The organism is Vibrio sp. 10N.261.51.F12 (genome assembly GCF_041471725.1).
GTDB lineage: Bacteria > Pseudomonadota > Gammaproteobacteria > Enterobacterales > Vibrionaceae > Vibrio.
In genome coordinates, this window is sequence record NZ_JBFROV010000007.1 from 1 (window position 1) to 21,812 (window position 21,812).

At 47.1% G+C, this 21,812-nt stretch carries 16 protein-coding genes; 7 read left to right on the top strand and 9 right to left on the bottom strand.

From position 1 onward, the window contains the following. Nucleotides 1-59 precede the first annotated feature (59 nt). From hslU to priA, 5 genes are all read right to left on the bottom strand, one after another. Nucleotides 60-1,394, bottom strand: a complete 1,335-nt coding sequence (hslU, locus tag AB4405_RS04050; RefSeq protein WP_102532525.1) for an HslU--HslV peptidase ATPase subunit — start codon at nucleotides 1,392-1,394, stop codon at nucleotides 60-62. Between the two features lie 46 nt (nucleotides 1,395-1,440). Continuing rightward, nucleotides 1,441-1,974 (bottom strand): ATP-dependent protease subunit HslV, encoded by a 534-nt coding sequence (hslV, locus tag AB4405_RS04055; RefSeq protein ID WP_102469694.1) that lies wholly within the window; start codon nucleotides 1,972-1,974, stop codon nucleotides 1,441-1,443. A gap of 289 nt (nucleotides 1,975-2,263) precedes the next feature. Next, a complete protein-coding gene (locus AB4405_RS04060) occupies nucleotides 2,264-2,815 on the bottom strand; it encodes an SPOR domain-containing protein (protein WP_102469695.1) in 552 nt (183 codons plus the stop codon). A gap of 83 nt (nucleotides 2,816-2,898) precedes the next feature. Further along, the gene (gene cytR, locus AB4405_RS04065) at nucleotides 2,899-3,906 is read right to left on the bottom strand and encodes a DNA-binding transcriptional regulator CytR (RefSeq protein WP_102532526.1); all 1,008 of its coding nucleotides are present in this window, start codon (nucleotides 3,904-3,906) and stop codon (nucleotides 2,899-2,901) included. Between the two features lie 416 nt (nucleotides 3,907-4,322). Further along, on the bottom strand, nucleotides 4,323-6,524 hold the full coding sequence (gene priA / locus AB4405_RS04070; protein WP_372059748.1) for a primosomal protein N': 2,202 nt from the start codon (nucleotides 6,522-6,524) through the stop codon (nucleotides 4,323-4,325). 342 nt (nucleotides 6,525-6,866) lie between these two features. Between priA and rpmE the strand changes: the two genes are divergently transcribed. Further along, nucleotides 6,867-7,082, top strand: coding sequence for a 50S ribosomal protein L31 (gene rpmE / locus AB4405_RS04075; protein WP_102469698.1), 216 nt, complete (start codon nucleotides 6,867-6,869; stop codon nucleotides 7,080-7,082). Nucleotides 7,083-7,573: 491 nt separating this feature from the next. Next, a complete protein-coding gene (locus AB4405_RS04080) occupies nucleotides 7,574-8,833 on the top strand; it encodes a malic enzyme-like NAD(P)-binding protein (RefSeq protein WP_102469699.1) in 1,260 nt (419 codons plus the stop codon). 150 nt (nucleotides 8,834-8,983) lie between these two features. On the opposite strand, the gene metJ is transcribed toward AB4405_RS04080, so the two are convergent. Then, nucleotides 8,984-9,304 carry a met regulon transcriptional regulator MetJ gene (metJ, locus tag AB4405_RS04085; RefSeq protein WP_102469700.1) on the bottom strand — a complete coding sequence of 107 codons (321 nt, stop codon included), beginning with the start codon at nucleotides 9,302-9,304 and terminating at the stop codon, nucleotides 8,984-8,986. A 280-nt stretch (nucleotides 9,305-9,584) separates the two neighbouring features. Here metJ and AB4405_RS04090 point away from each other — a divergent pair, with 280 nt between their 5' ends. The 3 genes from AB4405_RS04090 (at nucleotide 9,585) to metF (ending at nucleotide 14,529) form a co-directional block, all read left to right on the top strand. Beyond that, the gene (locus AB4405_RS04090) at nucleotides 9,585-10,754 is read left to right on the top strand and encodes an O-succinylhomoserine (thiol)-lyase (RefSeq protein ID WP_372059749.1); all 1,170 of its coding nucleotides are present in this window, start codon (nucleotides 9,585-9,587) and stop codon (nucleotides 10,752-10,754) included. Between the two features lie 8 nt (nucleotides 10,755-10,762). Continuing rightward, nucleotides 10,763-13,189, top strand: coding sequence for a bifunctional aspartate kinase/homoserine dehydrogenase II (locus tag AB4405_RS04095; RefSeq protein WP_372059750.1), 2,427 nt, complete (start codon nucleotides 10,763-10,765; stop codon nucleotides 13,187-13,189). Between the two features lie 455 nt (nucleotides 13,190-13,644). Then, nucleotides 13,645-14,529 carry a methylenetetrahydrofolate reductase gene (gene metF, locus AB4405_RS04100; RefSeq protein WP_102469703.1) on the top strand — a complete coding sequence of 295 codons (885 nt, stop codon included), beginning with the start codon at nucleotides 13,645-13,647 and terminating at the stop codon, nucleotides 14,527-14,529. A gap of 208 nt (nucleotides 14,530-14,737) precedes the next feature. Here the strand turns inward: metF and AB4405_RS04105 are convergent, their stop codons facing one another. From AB4405_RS04105 to argE, 3 genes are all read right to left on the bottom strand, one after another. Next, complete coding sequence (locus AB4405_RS04105; RefSeq protein ID WP_102469757.1) at nucleotides 14,738-15,277, bottom strand: PadR family transcriptional regulator; 540 nt, start codon at nucleotides 15,275-15,277, stop codon at nucleotides 14,738-14,740. Between the two features lie 385 nt (nucleotides 15,278-15,662). Then, nucleotides 15,663-18,296 carry a phosphoenolpyruvate carboxylase gene (gene ppc / locus AB4405_RS04110; protein WP_372059751.1) on the bottom strand — a complete coding sequence of 878 codons (2,634 nt, stop codon included), beginning with the start codon at nucleotides 18,294-18,296 and terminating at the stop codon, nucleotides 15,663-15,665. 303 nt (nucleotides 18,297-18,599) lie between these two features. After that, complete coding sequence (gene argE / locus AB4405_RS04115; RefSeq protein WP_372059753.1) at nucleotides 18,600-19,739, bottom strand: acetylornithine deacetylase; 1,140 nt, start codon at nucleotides 19,737-19,739, stop codon at nucleotides 18,600-18,602. A 155-nt stretch (nucleotides 19,740-19,894) separates the two neighbouring features. Here argE and argC point away from each other — a divergent pair, with 155 nt between their 5' ends. Beyond that, nucleotides 19,895-20,899 (top strand): N-acetyl-gamma-glutamyl-phosphate reductase, encoded by a 1,005-nt coding sequence (gene argC, locus AB4405_RS04120; protein WP_372059754.1) that lies wholly within the window; start codon nucleotides 19,895-19,897, stop codon nucleotides 20,897-20,899. 14 nt (nucleotides 20,900-20,913) lie between these two features. Next, nucleotides 20,914-21,726, top strand: a complete 813-nt coding sequence (gene argB, locus AB4405_RS04125; RefSeq protein WP_372059755.1) for an acetylglutamate kinase — start codon at nucleotides 20,914-20,916, stop codon at nucleotides 21,724-21,726. Nucleotides 21,727-21,812: the final 86 nt, after the last annotated feature.

A 21,812-nucleotide genomic window follows, 5' to 3' on the forward strand; every position in this document is an offset into this window, starting at 1 on the left:
CTTAAGTGAACGGCATTACCCTTATTAGGGCCGTTTTTCTTTTACTGGGTATCCGCCAGCTAAAGAATAAAGCGGCTTAGGTCTTCGTCGTCAATAAACTCACCGAGCTTAGAGTTCACGTACCCAGAATCAATGACTAGGTTCGAGCCTGCTTTTTCTGTGGCGTCGAACGAAATCTCGTCCATCAGGCGCTCCATCACGGTGTGCAGACGGCGAGCACCGATGTTTTCGGTGCTCTCATTCACTTTCCAAGCGGCATCAGCAATCTGTTGAATGCCGTCTTCAGTGAATGAAATATCCACGTTTTCGGTTTTCATCAGTGCGATGTATTGCTCGGTGAGTGAGGCCTTAGGCTCGGTTAGGATACGTTTGAAGTCGTGACTACTCAATGCTTCGAGTTCGACTCGGATTGGTAGACGACCTTGCAGTTCTGGAATGAGATCCGATGGCTTAGCAACCTGGAATGCACCAGAGGTGATAAACAGGATGTGGTCAGTTTTTACCATACCGTGTTTAGTCGACACCGTGCTGCCCTCAATCAATGGCAACAGGTCACGTTGAACGCCTTCTCTTGAAACGTCAGGGCCAGAGGCTTCGCCACGCTTACAGATTTTGTCGATCTCATCAATGAACACAATACCGTTGTTTTCAACGTTGTAGATAGACTGCTCTTTAAGCTCTTCTTGGTTGACGAGTTTCGCGGCTTCTTCTTCCGTCAGTGTTTTAAAGGCATCTTTGATCTTTAGTTTGCGTTTTTTAGTGGTATCACCGCCTAGGTTTTGGAACATGCCTTGTAACTGGTTGGTCATTTCTTCCATACCAGGAGGCGCCATGATCTCAACACCCATTTGTGAAGCGGCAACATCGATCTCAATCTCTTTATCGTCGAGCTTGCCTTCACGCAGCTTTTTACGGAAGGTTTGACGAGTATTTGATGAGGTGTCATCTTTTTGCTCGTTTTGCCCCCAAGCGTCGCGCGCTGGCGGCAATAAGGCATCCAGAATACGTTCTTCGGCTTGTTCTTCAGCGCGGAAGGTGACTTTCTCCATCGCTTGCTGGTGCGTCATCTTAATCGCGACATCGGTGAGATCGCGGATGATGGTCTCGACTTCTTTGCCTACGTAACCCACTTCGGTGAACTTGGTGGCTTCTACCTTAATGAAAGGTGCGTTTGCAAGCTTGGCTAAGCGACGGGCAATTTCAGTTTTACCGACACCCGTTGGGCCAATCATCAGAATATTTTTCGGGGAGACTTCTGCGCGCAGGCTTTCTTCAAGCTGCATACGACGCCAGCGATTACGCAGCGCAATCGCGACAGAGCGTTTAGCATTATCTTGGCCAATGATATGGCGGTTCAGTTCATGAACAATTTCACGAGGGGTCATTTCAGACATAATTAATCCTTACAAATTTTGGGCACTATTTTTGTTTTTATGACGATTATTTTTCGTCGCTTTCTAGTTCTTCAATAGTGTGGTGGTGGTTGGTAAATACACAGATGTCGCCAGCGATTTTTAGCGATTTCTCTGCAATCTCACGAGCATCAAGATCGGTGTTTTCAAGCAGCGCCATCGCGGATGCTTGCGCGAAGTTACCGCCTGAACCAATCGCAATAAGGTCATGTTCTGGCTGAACCACGTCACCGTTACCGGTAATGATTAGAGACGCCGTTTCATCAGCAACGGCAAGTAGGGCTTCTAATTTGCGAAGTGCACGGTCGCTGCGCCAATCTTTAGCAAGTTCAACCGCTGCCTTAGTAAGATGCCCCTGGTGCATTTGCAATTTGCTTTCAAAACGCTCGAACAGTGTGAAAGCGTCGGCGGTGCTGCCAGCAAAACCAGCAATGACCTTGTCGTTGTAGAGACGGCGAACTTTACGAGCATTGCCTTTCATTACAGTGTTGCCAAGGGATACTTGTCCATCTCCGGCAATCACGACTTTGTTATTTCGACGTACAGATACAATAGTAGTCACGGCGTATGCCTCATAAGTTTTATTGGAATTGGATATCTATTTGAAATGCAGATTTCATTTCGACTATGAAATGGATATGCGGACGAAAGAAAAGGATTTCAAGGGATAGAGTGGGTGAGCGGAGTAAATCACTATAAAAGTTGTGCTTTTTTGCGCCGTTCAATCCAGCATATTGTTATTCCAGTCTAGGTGAACATGCGTTTCTATGTCACGTGCGCCTCAATAAAAACAGCCCTTTGGTTTTCACCAAAGGGCTGACTTTAATATACTAATACATCAACACATCACGTTATTGCGTATCTTTCCAAATCGCACAAGGCTCGATCTTGGCGCGTTGCAGTTTATGCTTATCACGCTCCGCTTCTCGCTTCAGCTTGTATGGCCCTAAAACCACGCGATACCAGCTGCTGTTTTCTGTTTTCCTAACGGTGCTTGATAGGCCTTGAAAGGCGATATCCAGCTTCCGAGCTTCGGCTTGTGCCATATTTTTGTAAGCGCCACACTGCATCACGTAAGGAATGGCGGAGACGACTTGTTCCTTCGCCTTCACTTCTACCTCTCGTTTTGGCAGGCTTTCAACGTAGTCCCACTTTTCCTCTGGAGGAGGAGGAATCGCTTTCGTCGGCTTAGGTTTCGGCTTACTGACCGCTTTGGCGGGTGGGGTTGGCTTCGCGGGCTCTGGGTCTTGGCTTAACGAATACAAGCCATAACCAAATGCACACAGCAAAATAATGGCAAGCAGACCGCTACGCCATGGTTTTTTACCCGAAGGTTTCTTTTTGGTTGGACGACGGGCAGTGCTCGCGCCTCTGCCTCGTTTCACATAATCTCGGTTTGCCACTGATGACACTTCTAATGTTGAAGTAAATAACTGACCTCATGGTAAATACCACAAGGTCAACTTGCAAGTCAGCAAACGGTTGACTAGATGATTCTTGGAGGCGCCGCACTGTCGCGTATCACAAGTTCGGTATCCAATAAGCGGGAACCGGCTCGAACATCAACACCCTGCAGTACCTCCAACATGGTGTACATCGCTTGGCGGCCAATTTCATAACGGGGTTGTGAAATGGTGGTCAGCGGGGGATCGCAATATTGGGCGAATTGAATATCATCAAAACCAACAAATGAAAGATCTTGTGGGACACGCAGCCCCAGCTTTTTCGCTTCTTGCATTGCACCAATCGCCATAATGTCGTTATGACAGAAAATAGCAGTTGGTGGCTCTGCCAGTGATAGCAGGGTGCGCACAGATTTTGCGCCTGCTTCAAAGGTAAAGTCGCCTTTGACGGTGTAAGCCGGGTTCATTGCGACGCCAGCACGACGCAGTGCTTGCTGATAACCTTGGTGTCGAAAACGACATAAAAACGCCGTATCTGGGCCCGCAATCTGAGCAATACGTTTATGACCGAGCTGAGAGAGGTAATTCACCGCTTCAAACGCAGAGGTGAGGTTATCAATGTGAACGGTAGGCAGTTCAAGCTCGGGAGCAAACTCACAGGCCATGACAATTGGCGGGAGATTCTTTTGCTCAGGCTTGCTGATATCAAACGGTAGATCCGTTCCCAATAGCAGCATTCCATCCGCTTGCTTGGTAAACACCAAGTTGACGAAAGAATGTTCGCGTTTTTTAGATTGCCCACTGTCACCCAGTAGAACCAAGTACCCATGCTCCATCGCCGCGTCTTCAATTCCTCGGATGATCTCGGAAAAGTACGGGTCACAGATATCAGGCACGATAGTGACAATGGTTTTTGATTCGTTACGACGCAGGTTTCGAGCTAGGGAGTTCGGTGAATATCCAGCTTCTAATACCGCGTCTTCTACTCGTTTTCTAGTGCTTGATGAAACCTTTTCTGGGTTCATCAGTGCGCGTGAAACTGTAGCGGTAGAAACCCCTGCAAGCTGGGCAACATCCTTCATTGTCGCCATACAATAGTGTCCTCTTCTTTTTTCCTATTCAATGAAATACCTATTCTGCTTTATAAAAGCGACACGTGGAGTCGTTCCGTGTGTTCACTTCAGTTTGTATCCGTTTTATGTTTTTTGTTATGCATTCTTACTGACTGTTTAATCACTACAGTACAAATGGCTGGGATAAGAAAAGCGAATGAATGGGTCTTGATAATCATGACGCATTAATAGATTTTATTCATTTCTAAACAAAAAGTTACGGTCTAATTAACAGAAATTACATCGCATATGTGAAGTGTATCACAACTAAAACTTGTTATAATTCTAAAAGTAATCGTTTGCGATGACCCAATTGGGATCTGACGAAGAACTTAATCAGATTGGGTTAAAAGCTCTAATTCAACATCAATTACCAGCTAATTAAACGTTTATGGTTAACTTAGGTCTTGTGGCTCGATGTCCATTGACCAACGAACTTTTTTCGCCAGCGGCAGCTGCGCAATGACAGGTTTGGCACTCGAAATGATTCTTTGCATCACACTGCGTGACGGCACTTGCAAAATAAGCTGCCAACGCGCTTTACCGGCACGCTTCGCAATTGGTGCAGGAGTTGGGCCTAGGATAAGGCAGCTGTTATCAAACAACGGGTGCGCCTCAATAGAGTAGCGAACCTGACGTAAGAAGGTTTCAACATCGGTGGGGTTATTTGCTTCACTTCGAATCAAGGTAAGGAAGCTAAACGGCGGAAGCTGTGCTTGTTTTCTCTCTTGCAAGACGGTGTCGGCAAAGTGTCGATAGTCTTTATTAAGCAATGATTGCAGTAACGGATGATCCGGATGATGTGTCTGCAATAATACCTCGCCAGGCTTGCTTGCTCGTCCTGCTCGCCCTGCCACTTGGATAAACAATTGTGCCAGGCGCTCAGAAGCGCGGAAATCGCTGCTATATAACGAACCATCAACGTCCAGTAACGCCACTAGCGTTACGTTGGGGAAGTGATGACCCTTGGCCAGCATTTGCGTGCCAATGAGGATTTGGTATTCGTTTTTCTTGATCGAATCTAAAGCGGCTTCAAGGCTGCCCTTTCGACGCGTGCTGTCCCTATCGATTCGGATGGTTTTGTATTCGGGAAACAACTGACCAAGCTGAGATTCTAACTGCTCAGTACCGACACCGACGGTCACCAGTTGGTGCGAACCACAGCCTTGGCATTGATGGATGATAGGGTGTTGCGAGCCACAGTGATGGCAACGGATCTCATTGCTCGCCTGATGATAGGTGTAGTAAGCATCGCAGCGCTTGCACTCAGCGATCCAGCCACATTCGTGACACATCAGGGCAGGACTGAACCCACGACGGTTAAGAAACAACATCACCTGATTGCCCGCGTCGAGGTGTCGGCGCAGTTCAGCGATGAGCGGCGCGGATAAGCCGCTGTCTAGATACTGGCCCTTAACGTCGATGACCTTATTGGTCGTTGGGACGGCAAGGCCCGCTCTCTGGCTCAGAACAAGGTGATGATACTTACCACTTAATGCGTTTTGTAATGTCTCTAAGGCCGGAGTGGCCGACCCTAAAATAATCGGGATTTTTTCTTTGTTTGCTCGCATGACGGCGACGTCGCGAGCGTGGTAGCGCAGGCTATCTTGTTGTTTATAAGAGGTGTCGTGTTCCTCATCAACAATAATAATGCCGAGATCAGCAAAGGGGGTCAGTAGCGCTGACCGCGTGCCTATTACAATACCCGCCACCTTGTCTCTAGCACTTAGCCAGGCATTTAATCGCTCGGTATCATTAAGCCCAGAGTGGATGACCTCAACCGGTACGTTGAAACGTTTACGGAATCGGTTGATGGTTTGTGGCGTCAGTCCAATCTCAGGCACTAATACCAGAGCTTGTCGCCCTTGCTCCAGTACAGGCTTGATCATGTTGAGGTACACCTCAGTTTTCCCTGAGCCAGTGACCCCTTCTAATAGGTAGCAAGCAAATTCAGTCTGGCTGTTGACCGAAGCAATCGCGATGGCTTGCTCCTCGTTGAGCCTGAGATCTTTTGGAGTATTGGTGAAGTCCGCTGGCCACTGTATGTTTGGGGCCTGCTTTTCATAAGAGGATACCCAGCCTTTTTCATCGAGGGCTTTGAGAAGGGTTCCGCTGATGTCGTTGTCGAGCAGTTCTTGGTGTGAACAAGGGCCATTTTCTAAATAATGCATGGCTTTTGCTTGTTTCACCGCGCGACCAAATCCTTGCACTAACTGGTTCTTTCCCGACTCGGTGAGCTGCCATTCGACCGTGGTGGCGAACTCAGCAGGCTTGCCTTTTCGTAACGCGGCAGGCAAAGCATTGTGCAGCGTATCGCCCAGTGGGTGTTGATAGTATTGGCTACACCAGACGATTAAGTCGTACAGCGCTGGGGACCAGATCGGGCGAGTATCGAGCGCGGCTTTAATCGGTTTCAGCTGGTCAATGGGAAAATCTGATTGGTGACTAAACTGAGTCACAATACCGACTAAGGTTTGGCGTCCAAACGGCACAGAGACTCGACCGCCAACTACGGGAAACAAGTGGGCAGGTACGATGTAGTCGAACTGTTTATCTAGTGGCACTGGCAGTGCAACACGAGCAACGTTTGGGCGCATAGTAAGGTCGATATTGATAAAATAGACGCCTATTCTACCTAGCTATGTTGTGTTCGATAAACAGTTAATTAGAGAAAGTGAATCAACCCACCTAAAGGTGGTGAAAAAAGTGGCAATTTTATTTGATTCTATCTCGACTATTCATTACTATACTGCGCCTTGATGGTATGGCTTCTATTCGTCATATTTGAAGAAATCGTGTGGTTGATAGCGTTTGCTTATCACATCGCCGTCACTTCAATAATGTTGAATTTTGGAAGCGGTAACACAGGTATTTTATTAACTACGTGTGGTGTCCGGCATAGACTCGGATGGCGACACGGCCTAAATTTGAGGTTTCCCATGAAAGCTGGCATCCACCCAGAATACAAAGCTGTAACAGCAACTTGTTCTTGCGGCAATACATTTGAGTTCAACTCTACTCTAGCGAAAGATTCAATTCACCTAGACGTATGTGACAAATGTCACCCATTCTACACTGGTAAGCAACGTATCGTTGATACTGGTGGTCGTGTTGATCGCTTCAACAAGCGTTTCGGCGCTCTATCTAGCAAGTAATTATTTTACTTCCTTAGATGTAAAAAGGACGCCTTGGCGTCCTTTTTTGTTTCTGGCGTTTTATATTTTATTCAACCCGCGGCTAAAATGAGTCCCGAACTTGAATTGTGTTGAGCAATACCAACTAACCCATACCATCAGTGTGGAGTATGGTTGATTCCAACGCCAAACGGTCGGTGGTGTGTGTATTGTGACGGTTTTTGGATTGTTATATTCTTCTCGGTGGTTATTTTTATAAACACTCGACTTACCTTTTCCTAAACTCTTGGCTTACCTATAAAGGCTTAAGCTCACTCGAATCGTGACACCATCCATTCAAAACCTTGATTAACTAGCGTAGTATATTCGCCTAAAGTTGCGACGTACGACAATAGCGTATGCGCACTTTGTGTACCCCTTATGGAGGAAATCAAACCATTCCGAAGCGGGTTATACTAAAAATAACAATAATCACTCAGTCTTTCATACTCGAATAAGCAGGATCGCATACCATGTCCGATGATCATCAAATCGACGAATTCCGCCAACAGGCCCTCGATTACCATGCCCACCCAACCCCAGGCAAAATTGAAATCGCGTTAACCAAACCCGCTGATTCAGCCAAAGATCTTGCACTCGCATACAGCCCTGGCGTAGCCGAGCCTGTTCGAGAGATCGCGCAAAATGCTGATAATGTTTATAAATATACAGCGAAAGGCAATATGGTTGCGGTTATCTCAAATGGTACAGCAATCCTAGGACTTGGTAATCTTGGCCCACTGGCATCCAAACCCGTTATGGAAGGTAAGGCGCTACTCTTTAAGCGGTTTGCTGGTTTGGACTCCATTGATATCGAAGTCAAACACCGCACGATTGACGAGTTTGTTGATACGGTTGCGAATATTTCTGACACGTTTGGTGGTATCAACCTAGAAGACATCAAGGCACCGGATTGTTTTGAGATTGAGCGTCGCTTGATCGAGCGTTGTGATGTTCCGGTATTCCATGATGACCAACATGGTACGGCAATTGTCACGGCGGCGGGTATGTTGAATGCGATTGAGCTGCAAGGCAAAGAATTAAGTGAAGCGACCATTGTTTGTTTGGGTGCGGGCGCTGCGGCGACGGCCTGTATGGAGCTGTTGATTAAATGCGGTGCGATGCGTGAAAAAATCTACATGTTGGATCGCAAAGGCGTCATTCATACGCGTCGTGAAGGCTTGAATGAATACAAGCAGATGTTTGCCAACAATACCGATAAACGTACCCTTGAAGATGTCATCGAAGGCGCGGATTTATTCTTGGGGGTGTCTGGTCCAGATTTACTTCCTGCTGACGCGTTGAAGCTCATGGCAGAGAAGCCGGTCGTGTTTGCGTGTTCAAATCCTGATCCAGAGATTAAGCCAGAATTGGCGCATCAGGTTCGTGATGATTTGATCATGGGGACCGGTCGCTCAGATTATCCGAATCAGGTAAATAACGTACTGTGTTTCCCGTTCATCTTCCGCGGTGCATTGGACGTACGTGCCAGTGAGATTAACGATGAAATGAAGCTTGCGGCGGTTGAGGCAATACGTCAAATTGCTAAAGAACCCGTACCTCAAGAGGTGCTTGATGCGGCGGGTGTTAAGGCGTTGTCATTTAGTAAGGATTACATTATTCCTAAACCGATGGACCCACGCTTGCTACCACGCGTTGCAAAAGCGGTTGCAGTAGCGGCAGTCGAATCGGGCGTCGCACGAATTGAAATGCCTGAGAACTATATGCTTTAGAAGATCATGGCTTAGAAGGCCATGGTTGGATAGAAATTTGGGGCTTTAGGGATAAAACGTGCCTGGTGCCTTGAATTTGCTTTGAAAAAAACGCTGACCTTGATGGTCAGCGTTTTTTTATTGTTTGACCCAGGACCCAGGACCTATGTTTTATTCTTCATCGAACGCTTCAAACTCAATACCCATCGCCGTCATCATGGCTTTTACTTCCGTTGGAATATCATCTGGGCGGTCTTTTCTTAAGTCTTCATCGGTCGGGAGCGGCTGACCAGTGTAGGCGTGCAGAAATGCTTCACACAACAATTCGCTGTTAGTTGCATGGCGTAGGTTATTGATTTGGCGGCGAGTTCTCTCGTCGGTCAATACCTTTAGCACTTTTAACGGAATGGATACCGTGATCTTTTTAACCTGCTCACTTTTTTTGCCGTGCTCCGCGTAAGGGCTAATGTATTCGCCATTCCAATCTGCCATTGCACACCTTCGTCTATTGATCGTAAATTTGTTTTATAGGAAAGCCGCAATTTTAGCGGCATTTACTGCCATAAGCAAAGACATATAGACGTCTAGAAGTGTTGACGTCTCACAGAATGGACAGTAAAGTGGGGTTTCGTTGAGCGGACGGTTAATTTTTCCAAAGATGGGTGCTTTTACTTGTCCGTTCAAGCATGATTAATCACACTATTTATCACCCAACCTTCTCGAGAGGTTGTGGTTAGCCTTCACCTTGCGCGTGTTAATAAAGGATGTTTCTATGAGCAATCGGAAGCCGGCGACAATCGCGGTTCGTATGGGTATCGAATCAGATACTCAGCACCACGCTGTCGTACCACCTATTTACCTTTCTACCAATTATGGCTTTCCCGCTTTCGGCGACGTGCCAAAATATGATTATACCCGTTCTGGTAACCCCAATCGTGGATTACTTGAACAGGCCTTATTTGAATTGGAGTCCGGTAAAGGTGCTGTGGTGACCAACTGTGGAACCTCTGCATTGAACCTTTGGGCATCGGCGTTTCTCGGCCCTGATGATTTGATCATCGCGCCACACGATTGCTACGGTGGCTCTTATCGCTTATTTAATACTCGCGCACAAAAAGGTGATTTTAAGGTTCAGTTTGTTGACCAAAGTGATGACGCGGCGTTAAGTGCTGCTATCGCAAAAAAACCAAAATTGATTTTGTTAGAAACCCCGTCTAACCCGTTGGTACGCGTTGTGGACATTGCGAATGTCTGCGAAAAAGCAAAGCAGGTTGGCGCGCTGGTGGCGGTCGATAATACCTTTTTGACACCGGTGTACCAAAAGCCTTTAGACCTCGGTGCGGACTTTGTTATTCACTCCACGACGAAGTACATCAACGGCCACTCGGACGTTATTGGTGGCGTGGTGATAACCAAAACAGAAGCGCATGCTGAAGAGCTGGCGTGGTGGGGTAACTGTATTGGCGCAACAGGCACACCGTTTGATAGCTACATGACGTTGCGTGGTATCCGCACACTCAGTGCGCGTATGCGTGTCCATGAAGAAAGCTCACAAGTTATTCTCAATTATTTGAAGGGCGAATCATTGGTTAAGGTCATCTATCATCCGAGCCTACCTGAGCATCCAGGCCATGAGATTGCCAAAAAGCAACAGTCGGGCTTTGGGTCTATGCTGAGCTTTGAGTTCGCTGGTAGCTTTGAACAGTTGAAATATTTTGTTGGCAAACTGAATCTCTTCTCGCTGGCTGAGTCCTTAGGTGGGGTGGAGAGCTTGATCTGCCACCCTGCATCGATGACTCACCGCGCGATGGGCGAGGCTGCGCTGGCTGAAGCAGGCGTCTCTCAACAGCTATTGCGCTTATCGGTAGGCTTAGAAGATGCAGAAGACCTAATTGAAGATCTACAACAAGCTTTTGATAAAGCACGAACGTTTGAAGGGTAAGCACGGCAATGAGTAATACTAACGTACCAGTGACGAAGCAATTGCATAAATTTGGTGGCAGTAGCCTGGCTGACCCTGAGTGCTACCGTCGTGTGGTATCGATTCTAAAAGACTACTCTCACGCAGAAGACCTGATTGTGGTATCAGCGGCAGGCAAGACGACCAACCGACTGATTGCGTTTCTGGATGCGTTAAACAAGGATGGCCGTGTTGCTCATGAGCACCTGCAAGCGTTACGACAGTTTCAATTTGAGTTGATTGATGAATTGCTCGATGGCGAAGAAGCGGAAGCCCTTCGTTCACAGTTGAGCGACGAATTTAGTACGCTTGGTGAGCAAATAGCGCCCCTTTCTGAGGCGCAGAAAGCCGCAATCTTGGGACATGGTGAGGTTTGGTCATCTCGCTTGTTGGCAGCATTACTAAGACAAAGTAAGTTGCCTGCGGTTGCCCAAGATGCAAGAGCCTTTTTGCGTGCTGAGTTTGGTGCTCAACCCGAGGTTGAGCGTGCCCAGTCTTACGCCTTGATTAAAAGTGCCTTGGCGCAACATGCGCACCACCGTGTGGTGATTACGGGTTTCATGGCGCAGAACAGTGCCGGTGATACTGTGTTGCTTGGTCGCAATGGTTCGGATTATTCAGCGACCGTCATCGGTGCATTAGCAGAGGTGACAAACGTCACTATCTGGAGTGATGTGGCAGGCGTTTACAGCGCGGATCCTCGTGTGGTTTCTGATGCGTGTTTATTGCCGCTTTTACGTTTGGATGAAGCCAGCGAACTGGCTCGTCTCGCGGCGCCCGTGTTACATAGCCGCACGTTACAGCCTGTTGCGCAGAGTACCATGGAGTTAAATTTACGCTGCAGTTACTCACCAGAATCAGGCTCAACGCGTATTGAACGCGTATTAGCCTCTGGACGAGGGGCAAAGATCATTACCTCACTAGAAGAGGTATTATTGATTGAGCTGTCTTTTGGCAATGGGCATGATTTTGAGCGAGCAAAAGCAGAGGTGCTTCATAGCTTACAGCGTGCGCAGTTAGAGCCACTGGCCTATGAAGCGCAAGCCGATCAATCTCGATTACGCTTGGCGTATACTCCTGAGATCGCCGCTGGCACCCTTAATGAATTGCAAGACCTTGCGATAGAGGCGGAGATTAAGCTAAAAGAAGGCTTCTCCATGTTGGCCGCGGTTGGCGCTGGTGTCACGAAAAATGCGAATCATTGCTTTGGTTTCTATCAGCAGCTAAAACACGCACCGGTTGAATTTTTCTGTGAAGCCGATTCTGGCTTGAGCCTAGCGGCGGTATTGCGTAAATCGGATGTCATGCCGCTTGTTAAGTCCGTTCATACTCAGCTCTTTCAGGCGCAAAAACGCGTGGCGGTTGCACTATGTGGCAAAGGCAATATTGGATCGAGTTGGCTTGAACTCTTTAAGCAACAGAAAAGCGAGCTTGAAAAACGCAGAGGCATGAGTTTTGATTTGGTCGCGGTGATCGGCAGCCAAGATTATTGGTTTGACGAAAACGGACTCGACGAAAAAACGCTCTTAGAATCTTATAAAGACGAGGCGGTACCTCATGAAGGTGACCGCTGGTTAAAACAAATTGCGGCGTTGCACGGCTTTGATGAAGCGGTTGTGTTGGATGTGACGGCAAGCGCTGAGTTAGCGCAGAAATATGTCGCTATTGCTGAGCATGGTGTGCACTTAATATCCGCAAATAAAGTCGCCGGTTCTGCCCCTAGCGCCGATTATCATCGCGTACAAGAAGCCTTTGCAAAAACGAGCCGTCACTGGCTTTATAATGCGACGGTTGGCGCAGGGTTACCGATAAACCATACCGTTCGAGATTTGCGTGAAAGCGGCGATGACATTATGGCGCTGTCGGGTATTTTCTCTGGTACGCTGTCGTGGCTATTTCAACAGTTTGATGGCAGTGTGCCGTTTGCTGAGCTTGTTGACCTTGCATGGCAGCAGGGGCTAACGGAACCTGATCCTCGCTCTGATCTTGATGGCTCAGATGTGATGCGCAAACTGGTTATCTTGGCGCGTGAGTCTGGTCTTGAGATTGAACCCGATAGTGTTGTCGTTGAATCGTTGGTACCGGAAGAGCTTAAAGCCCTCACATTGGATGGCTTTTTTGAGCAGTCAGGGTTGTTGAGTGAGTTGCTTCAGGAGCGCCTTGACAAGGCACAGCGCGAAGAAAAGGTATTGCGCTATGTCGCTCGCCTTGATCGCTTTGGTAAGGCGCGTGTGGGTATCGAGGCGTTGTCTAAAGAGCATGCGCTAGCGAACTTACTGCCATGCGACAATATCTTTGCGATAGAAAGTAAATGGTACAAAGATAATCCGTTGGTTATTCGAGGCCCAGGAGCTGGACGTGAGGTGACCGCGGGTGCTATCCAGTCGGATCTGAATCTGATATCAAGCTTCTTCTAAGCAACATGATGACCTGTGTATTCATTCACAGGTCATCATTGTTTTACCCGTTACCCGTTACCCGTTACCCGTTTATTACTTATCTACTTATTCTGGGCCTAGAGCTCATTAATATAATCTGAATGTCTCAACAGAATAATGTCTCCCTAAGCGATGCTGGGTGAGTTTAGCGCCATGCACTCACAGCGTGTGCCACTGCGAATTCAGAGCATTGAGCGTCACTTCATTCGTCGTCTTACTCCCGTTATTTTTCTTCTTCAATTTCATTAATTCTGATCATGAGAAAAATTCATTATCGTGCTATTGACTTTAAATGCTATTCATTTCATTCTATGGACATATAGACGTCTAAACGTCAAAAAAGAATTTTTATTCATTTCATTGTTTTTAATGACAGACAGGTTTTCGTCTAAGGTTGGCTGGGATAACCAACTTTGGCATTTAGGGAGAGAGTTATGGGATACACGCATGCAGGGCATATCGATGCCTTAAACCAAAATATTGCTGAACTTTCGGACAATATTAATGTTTCTTTTGAATTCTTTCCGCCAAGCACCCCAACGATGGAAGAGACACTTTGGAAGTCAGTACATCGTTTAAAAACGCTTAAGCCTAAATTTGTATCAGTGACCTATGGCGCTAACTCAGGCGAGCGTGACCGTACTCACTCTATTATTAAAGATATTAAAAATGAGACTGGTTTAGTGGCGGCGCCACACCTAACGTGTATCGATGCATCTCGTAATGAGCTGATTGATATTGCTGAAGATTACTGGTCAAACGGTATCCAAAGCATTGTGGCCCTCCGTGGTGATATCCCTGAAGGTGGCGGTCAACCCGATATGTATGCGTCTGACTTGGTTGAGTTGCTTAAATCACGCCATGACTTTGATATCTCAGTGGCGGCTTTTCCTGAGGTACACCCGGAAGCAAAAAGCGCGCAGTCTGATTTGATAAACCTCAAGCGAAAGATTGATGCCGGTGCTAACCGTGCGATTACGCAATTCTTTTTTGATGTAGAAAGCTACCTGCGTTTTCGTGACCGTTGTGTGGCGGCGGGTATCGATGCTGAAATCGTACCGGGCATCTTGCCAGTGTCTAACTTCAAGCAAGCATCTCGTTTTGCTGGAATGAATAAGGTGAAGGTACCAGGCTGGATGCAAAAGCAGTTTGAAGGTCTAGATGATGACCCTACCACTCGCCAGCTTGTTGGGGCGAGCCAGGCCATTGATATGGTTCGAACCTTGAGCCGTGAAGGCGTAAAAGATTTCCACTTCTATACATTGAACCGCTCAGAAATGACCTATGCATTGTGTCATACGTTGGGTGTAAGACCTTAGACCTTACTTAGATATTGTGGATTTAGGTTAACCCATTAACACACATAAGTGATAGGCCAATAGTGAACCTAGAAAGCCTTCTCCAGATATAAAAAAAGCGCTGAAGTGATACTTCAGCGCTTTTTTAATTGGTGCCATGTAGCGATAAATCGTCAACGCTATCGATGTGTCGTGAATCGTTAGGTTGCTGTTATCGCTTAATGAATGATTATGCGATCGCTTCAAGCTCGGCAAGGGTCTCTTCTGCCCAGTCAAGCCAAGCTTGGCGAGAAAGCAGGTTGCGACGCAATGTTAGGCGTTCTAAGCGAGCGGGCGTGTCTAGAGTGCTTGGTGTCGCGTAATACGCCGCTTCAATCTCACGATAATGTGCGACCAATTTTTTCGAATCTTCAATCAGCTCTTCAAGTTGAATACGGAATGCCGCTGATGGTTGAACCGCACATGCAGCAAGCTTTGCTGAGAACTCATCGCGCACAGTAGGGTGAACGGTAGGTTGCTCAAACCAGTCAGCCAAAGTGCTGCGGCCTGACTCAGTGATTGAGTAAACCTTGCGGTCAGGCTTACCGTCTTGAGGCTCTAATTTACAGGTGACAAGGTCCTTGTCTGCCATTTTATTTAATTCGCGATAAACCTGTTGGTGGCTCGCTTTCCAAAAATATCCGATGCTTGCGGAAAATTCCTTAGTGATATCGTAGCCAGTCGCATCGCGAGTGCTTAAAACAGTAAGGATAACGTGTGGTAGTGACATGATAAAAATCCAAATCAATAACTTAATAATAATTATGGTGCTTAGTACTGTCATCGAAGATGTGACATAGCCGCGTCTAGCGCTCTTTTGAGAGCAAAAGAATGGGTCTTGTGTAAGAAGCATGGCCTGCGTGGTTTACGCAGTAACCTTATATAAGCCTTTGTCACCTAGAAGGTTGTATGAACACACAACCTGTCGTTGCCGATATTAGTTTATTATTTTTATCGATCAACGAGAAATGATTATATCTAATTGTATAAGCATGAAGTGGAATAGAGAGTGATATCAGTTGAAAAGGACTAACAAAACACTCAGTAAGGATCTGAAGTAAAATAAAAGGCCGCAAAGTGCGACCTTTTGTCTTTATTTTGGAATTATATCCTGCTTATCCAGTGTTTCGCATGCCAGCTGCGATGCCAGCAATCGTTACCATAAGCGCTTCTTCTAGCTCACTTTCCGTCTCTTCACTCTGACGAGTGCGATACAAAAGCTCAGCTTGTAACATATTGAGTGGTTCAACATAGGTGTTACGAAGACGGATGGACTCTTGTCCCCACGGGTCACTTTGCATCAGGTGATCATTGTTTTCTACGTTCAAGACGGCTTTGATGTCTTGTTGCAATTGATCGCGCAGCTTATCACCCAGTGGTAATAGTGTCGGATCCGCTAGGCGTTGGTCGTAGTAGCGAGAAATCTCGATATTACACTTGGTGTAAACCATCTCAAGCATGCCAAGGCGTGTTGAGAAAAATGGCCATTCACGACACATTTCTTCCAGTAGGGCTTGATGACCTTTATCAATCGAATACTGAATGGCTTCACCAGCGCCTAACCAAGCTGGCAACACAAGACGGTTCTGACTCCAAGAGAAAATCCATGGAATCGCTCGTAGGCTTTCTACGCCGCCATTTGGGTTACGTTTTGCCGGGCGAGAGCCGAGCGGCAATTTGCCGAGTTCGAGTTCCGGTGTGGCTTGGCGGAAATAAGGAACAAAGTCAGGCTCATCACGCACGACTCGACGGTAAGCGTCACAGGAGACTTGTGACAGCACTTCCATTAGGTCGCGCCAGTCTTGTTTTGGCTTCGGTGGCGGCAACAAGTTGGCTTCAAGGATGGCACTGGCGTACAGATTGAAGCTGTTGATTGCAATCTCAGGTAAGCCGAGTTTAAAACGAATCATCTCGCCTTGCTCGGTAACACGAAGACCACGTTTTAAGCTTTTTGGTGGCTGTGATAAAAGCGCAGCGTGTGCAGGCGCACCACCACGACCAATAGAGCCGCCACGACCATGGAATAGGGTAATCTCGATGCCAGCGCTCTCACTGACTTCAACCAAGGATTCCATGGCGCTGTATTGTGCCCAACCTGCTGACATTACGCCTGCATCTTTCGCTGAGTCAGAGTAGCCAATCATGACCATTTGATGATTTTGAATATAGCCACGGTACCAGTCGATCTCAAACAACTGCTTCATAACGGCTTCAGAGTTGTTTAAATCTTCCAATGTTTCGAACAATGGACAAACGTCCATGCGGAACTTACAGCCACACTCTTGCAAAATGAGGTGAACGGCTAGGACGTCAGAGGCAGTGCGTGCCATTGAGATGACATAGGCACCAAACGCATCGCGGGATTGGGACGCGATGACACGACATGTGTCTAGTACTTCTTGGACGGGCTCTGAAGGCTCCCAGTCACGAGGAAGTAATGGGCGCTTAGAGCTCAGCTCATTGATAAGGAAAGAAACCTTGTCTTGCTCGCTCCATTGATCGTAGTCACCGAGACCCAAGTGACGCGTCAGTTCTGAAATTACATCAGAATGGCGAGTACTTTCTTGACGAATATCTAGGCGGACAAGGTGCACACCGAAGGCTTTCACGCGGCGAATGGTATCCAGCAGTGAACCGTCAGCGATGATGGCCATGCCGCTTTCGCGTAGTGACTGGTAACACGCCAATAGCGGCTCCCATAACTGAGCGCTGTCTTCTAGAATCGGCTTGTTTGGCACATCGTGGTGGTTGATTTGCGCTTCCAATACCTCAAGCGTATTCACCAATAGTTTGCGTACCGGTTTCAAAATCGCACGGTACGGTTCATGCTGCTCGCCAGCCAACTCTCTGACATGGTCGTTACATTTCACCATTGAAAGTTCAGTGATGAGCTCTTGGAAGTCTTGCAGGTAAAGCTCAGCCGCTTTCCAGCGAGAAAGTAGCATGACCTCACGTGTAATCTTGTGCGTGACAAATGGGTTGCCGTCTCGGTCGCCGCCCATCCATGAAGAGATATGAACCGGACGAGCATCGATAGGGAGCCCTTCGCCTAGGTAGTTTTTCAGGCGGTCATCCATTTCACGTAGGAACTCTGGAATGGCTTCCCACAACGAGTTTTCAACAACGGCAAATCCCCACTTAGCTTCATCTAATGGGGTCGGACGTTGCTGACGAATAACGTCAGAATGCCAGCTTTGAGCGATCAATTGCTCTAAACGTCGTTCTGTTTTCTTACGTTCTTTTTCAGACAACTCGCTTAATTCAAGCTTGGAAAGACATTCGTTTATCTTCACGAGCTTGTTGATCATCGTACGACGAGTGATTTCCGTTGGGTGCGCAGTGAGGACAAGTTCAATATTGAGATCGCGCACCGCTTGCGCCGTATCCAGCTTGCTGATGTTCTCGTGGCTAAGCTTAGAGAAGAGTGAATCAATAGGGTCTGGTTCACAGACATCTGCTTCACAACCTCTTGAAATGGTGTGATATTGGTCAGCGATATTGGTGAGGTTTAGGAATTGGTTAAATGCACGAGCGACTGGGGTGAGCTGCTCGTTAGGCAGGCTGGTAATCTCTTCGATTAGAATATCACGATCGGCTTCATTGCCTGCACGTACAACGGATTTAGAAAGCTGGCGAATTTTCTCCACTTTTTCTAAAATCGCTTCCCCGTGTGCTTCCTTGATGGTGTTTCCCAACAAGTGCCCAAGCATCCTAACATTGCTTTTTAGTGGGGCGTATTTTTCGTTCATAGTCATCCTGCCTTGTAATTTAACTACATCCATTATTCCGTTTCAGGTTAACAATCTAGCGAAAAATGCTAGTCGTAGTCAAATAAAGTAATCCATGTTTGCAATAATCGTATTGGAATAAAAAACGCACACTGGTCGTTAACTTACTAACGCACCGTGTTTTTTTACTGACAATGCTCATATCGATAAGGGGTGTATTTTTGTTGATTTCAATGATGTTTCATTCTTTAGACGTGTTGCTGAATAATTGTACAGCAACACGTTTTTAATCAATAATATTGAAAATTTATTACATATTGCTGATTAATCAAAGCAATACTGATTGATCGCCTTAGCCAGCACGTTAATGGTGGGATCAACAAAGTCTAAGCTGAGAAATTCATCCGGCTGATGGGCCTGGTCGATTGAGCCCGGACCTAGCACCAATGTGGGGCATAACTCTTGTAAGAACGGTGCTTCAGTACAGTAATTTACCGTATCCGATGGGGTCTCACACAGGCTTTCCATTCCAGCCACAAATGGGTGCTGGTGATCGCACTCATAACCAGGAATTGGCTCATGCAATGCTGTGATGGTTAAGCGTCCTGGCCATTTTGCTTCCACTTCTTTCAACGCATTTCTAAGCATATTATCCAAGCCATCAAGGCTGATTCCCGGCAGTGGGCGAACATCGTAGTGCAGCTCGCAGCACCCACAGATTCGGTTGGCACTGTCACCACCGTGAATGTGGCCCAAGTTTAACGTCGGGCTAGGGATAGCAAAACCAGGGTGGTGGTATTCTTTGACGAGCTTGTCACGCAGTTTCATCATCGCGAACATGACCTCATGCATGATCTCGATAGCATTGACGCCAAGCGCTGGATCGGACGAGTGACCGGACTTCCCTGTCACGCGAATAGCGTTCGCTACGTGTCCTTTGTGGCCGCGAATCGGCACGAGGTTAGTCGGTTCGCCGATGATGCAGTAATCTGGCTTAAAGGGGGCGGTTTCCGTGAAGTGTCTTGCCCCGAGCATCGTCGTTTCTTCGTCACAGGTTGCGAGGACGTAGAGGGGCTTGGTTTGCTTACTCCAGTCTATTTTCTTGACGGCTTCATAAATGAAGGCAAAGAACCCTTTCATATCAGCCGTGCCTAACCCATAAAAGCGATGGTCTTTTTCTGTGAGATCGTGAGGATTGAAACTCCAGCGTCCCTCATCAAAAGGAACGGTATCACTGTGACCTGCAAGAAGAAGCCCACCTTCGCCTTGGCCTTTCTTAGCAATCATGTTGAATTTATTGGGCTCCACTTCCTCGACCTCGACACTAAAGCCAAGGTCTTTCATCCAGGTTGCCAGTTTTTCGATGACTTTTTCGTTGCCATGGTCCCAGCTTGGGTCGGTAGAACTGATAGAAGGGGTACTGATTAGGCCTTTGTAGACCTCTAAGAATGTTGGCAATTGCATATTATCTTCACTTCTACTGTTGACAGATTAACTCTAAGACGGTAAAACACATATTAAATCATAATTAATGAATAAAAAATCAGTTAATGCGTATTTTTTTAGATTTATAGTCATTAGTTGATATGTTTAAGTCTGACGAAAATGGATGTAGATAGATGTTGAAAACCACCATTATTGGCGCGACCGGTTATACAGGAGCTGAACTCGCTCTGATGGTCACCAAACACCCGGAGCTTACGCTATCAGGTTTATACGTGTCCGCCAATAGTGTGGATGCGGGTAAACCGATTTCACAACTGCACGGTAAGCTGGCTGGTATTGTTGATGACAGCGTTCAACCCTTGATTGATGTTGAAAAAGTGGCCAGTGAGAGCGATGTGGTTTTTCTCGCGACGGCCCATGAAGTGAGCCATGATTTAGCCCCTGTATTTTTAGAACAAGGCTGCCAGGTCTTTGATTTATCTGGAGCGTATCGGGTAAAAGGCGATGATTTTTATACAACATTTTATGGCTTCGAACATCAGCACGCCCAATGGCTAGATAAAGCCGCTTATGGGCTGGCGGAATGGAACGCTGCCGACATCCAAGCTGCGCAGCTCGTTGCGGTTGCGGGTTGTTATCCAACAGCCTCACAGTTGGCCATTAAGCCGCTTGTTGAAGCAAACCTAATTGATACGCAAGTTTGGCCGGTGATCAATGCAACAAGTGGTGTGACGGGCGCGGGTCGTAAAGCAACGACAAGCAATAGCTTTTGTGAGGTGAGCTTGCAGCCGTATGGGTTGTTTACTCACAGGCATCAGCCAGAAATGGCCACGCATCTAGGTTGTGAAGTGATTTTTAATCCGCATCTTGGCAATTTTAAACGCGGTATTCTTGCCACGATTACCATGAAGCTGGCAGATGGAGTGAGTGTTGAACAGGTACAGCAGGCCTTTGAAGGCGCGTATTCTGACCAGCCTTGCGTACGCATCAAAGCGGACAGTATTCCAAGAATTCAAGACGTAGAGTACACCCCGTTTTGTGATATCGGTTGGAAGGTACAAGGGCAACATATTATTGTCGTCTCCGCGATAGATAATTTATTGAAAGGCGCATCAAGCCAAGCGATGCAGTGCTTGAATATTAAGAATCAATTTCCCCAGCTGACTTCGCTGGTATAGGGCAGGAGAGCACTATGAGTTTGACACAACAAGAATCGACATCGTTATCTTCTATGCCTTTAGTCATCAAGCTGGGTGGCGCAGCGTTATCGTGCACACAGACATTGAATCAACTATTTGTTGCGATTTCGAATTATCAGAAACAAGCCGAGCGTGAGATCGTTATTGTGCACGGTGGCGGTTATCTTGTGGATGACCTGATGCAGAAGCTGAACCTCCCAACAGAAAAGAAGCAGGGTTTACGTGTCACGCCTTATGACCAGATTCCACTGATTGCCGGTGCCTTAGCCGGCACGGCGAATAAACTCCTGCAAGGTGATGCGATCAAAGCGGGGTTGAACGCTGTGGGCTTGAGCCTTGCTGACGGCGGATTGTGTGAGGTGACGGAGTTGAACCCTGAACTTGGCGCTGTTGGTAATGCACAACCTGGAAATCCAGCCGTGTTACAAGCCATTTTAAAAACAGGCGCGCTGCCAATCATTAGTTCAATCGGTCTTGATAATAATGGCCAACTGATGAATGTTAATGCCGATCAAGCCGCGGTTGCCGTTGCTGGTGCTTTGGACGCTGAATTAGTTCTGCTGTCGGATGTGAGTGGTGTACTGGACGGCAAGGGTCACTTGCTACCGACGCTGACTCAAGAGCAAGCGGATGCATTAATCAAGGGGCATGTGATTACCGATGGCATGATTGTTAAGGTTCAAGCTGCGCTGCAGGCTGCCAGTGAGCTAGGCCGCCCGATTGAAGTGGCAACGTGGCGTTATCCTGAAAAATTAATTGACCTGTTTGCTGGCAAAAGCATCGGGACTCAGTTTGTACCAAACTAAGCCGACGATAACCAAATCTAGACTGTGTGGCGATAGGCGACACAGTGAAATGAATAGACAAAACCAAATTTAAAACCCGAGACGCT